We start from the raw sequence: 1406 nt of genomic DNA, 5'->3' as shown, positions 1-1406 counted from the left end.
GGATGATGAGATGGACACCTCTTGTGCAACCGGCGTCATTACGCGCCATATTTGGGTTACCCACTCAAATATCATCACAAAAGGTGTCCACTATGAACATTACGCTGATAGGTATCGATTTGGCAAAGAATGTGTTCCAGGTTTGTGGCGTGAATCAAGCGGGCAAGGCGGTATTTAATCGCCAAATCCGGCGCGCGAATCTGCTTGATTTCTTGGCACAACATCCCGGCGTGACCATTGCCATGGAAGCCTGCAGTGGCTCTAATTACTGGGGGCGAACCCTACAGGAGCGGGGTTACACGGTGAAGTTGTTGCCACCCCAGCATGTGAAACCCTTTGTCAAAGGGAACAAAAATGACCGCAACGATGCCTTCGCCATCTGTGAAGCGGCACGGCGACCCAATATCACCGTGGTCACGCCCAGAACCTTGGAACAGACTGACATGAATCTGGTTCACCGCATCCGCGAACGTCGAGTGGAAGCACGTACCCGACTTATTTGCCAGCTCCGCGGGCTATTGAATGAATACGGTATCGTACAGCCGCGTGGCAAGGAGGCATTGCAGGCCACCATGCCGGATATTCTGGAGGATGACAATGAACTGACGCCCATGGCACGGCAGTACTTTCACGACATGATGGAAGAATGGCGACAACTTAATGAGGCGATAGCGGCGTTGGATAAGGATATTCGCCGACAATGTCGCGGTCATGAAGACTGCGTGCGACTGACCGAAATCAAAGGTGTCGGCGATATCACCGCTACCGCTGTGGTCGCATTTGCTGGCAATGCTCGTCACTACCGCAATGGCCGTCATTTCTCCGCCAACCTGGGCTTGGTGCCGAAAGAGCATTCCAGTGGCGGTAAACAGCGATTAGGCAGTATTACGAAACGCGGTAATGGCTACCTGCGCAAGCTGTTGGTACAAGGCGCCTGGTCGATTATTCGCTATACCGACAAGGCGGAGGACCGGTTATCCTTGTGGGCGAAAGCACTGATTGAGCGACGCGGCAAACAGAAGGCGGCGATAGCCATTGCCAATAAACTGGCCCGTATTATCTGGGCGATGCTGGTCAGGCAGGAACACTACCGTGCAGCCTGAATAAGCAGCAGGACAGTAAAGCAAACACGGGTTTAGCAAGAAAAACAGGTTACATCACCCCGTCGACCTGCGTGTGGAAATGACGTTAATGTGGTAACAGGTAAGACCGGCCCTTGCCAATGCTGAGCAAGCACTCGGAACCTGGATTCCGTAGGGACGATAACGCTGCAAGGGCGCGGTTCTCATTAAGGCCAGAGCAGACAAAATTTGCTCATCAAAACAGGCCGAATATACGTATGCAGTTTTATCCTGATTACCCAAAATAACAGAAACCCCACTTGCAGAAAGCGAGGTGTCCATATA

Annotated in this window: 2 protein-coding genes; one reads left to right on the top strand and one right to left on the bottom strand. The window is 52.3% G+C overall.

Going from position 1 to position 1406, the window contains the following annotated elements; genetic code table 11:
- Positions 1-92: 92 nt before the first annotated feature.
- The gene (locus IEW52_RS15520; RefSeq protein ID WP_188630989.1) at positions 93-1103 is read left to right on the top strand and encodes an IS110 family RNA-guided transposase; all 1011 of its coding nucleotides are present in this window, start codon (positions 93-95) and stop codon (positions 1101-1103) included.
- Between the two features lie 54 nt (positions 1104-1157).
- Here IEW52_RS15520 and IEW52_RS15855 read toward each other — a convergent pair.
- The coding region (locus tag IEW52_RS15855; RefSeq protein ID WP_229668005.1) for a hypothetical protein at positions 1158-1406 on the bottom strand (249 nt) is incomplete at its 5' end.

Origin of the sequence: Oceanisphaera marina (assembly GCF_014643915.1) — a bacterium.
GTDB lineage: Bacteria > Pseudomonadota > Gammaproteobacteria > Enterobacterales > Aeromonadaceae > Oceanimonas > Oceanimonas marina.
This window is presented reverse-complemented; position numbering and strand designations above follow the sequence as displayed.

What these genes read in the sequence shown, in the direction of transcription:
- IEW52_RS15520 (WP_188630989.1), top strand. Translation starts at nt 93, where the DNA reads ATGAACATTACGCTGATAGGTATCGATTTGGCAAAGAATGTGTTCCAG.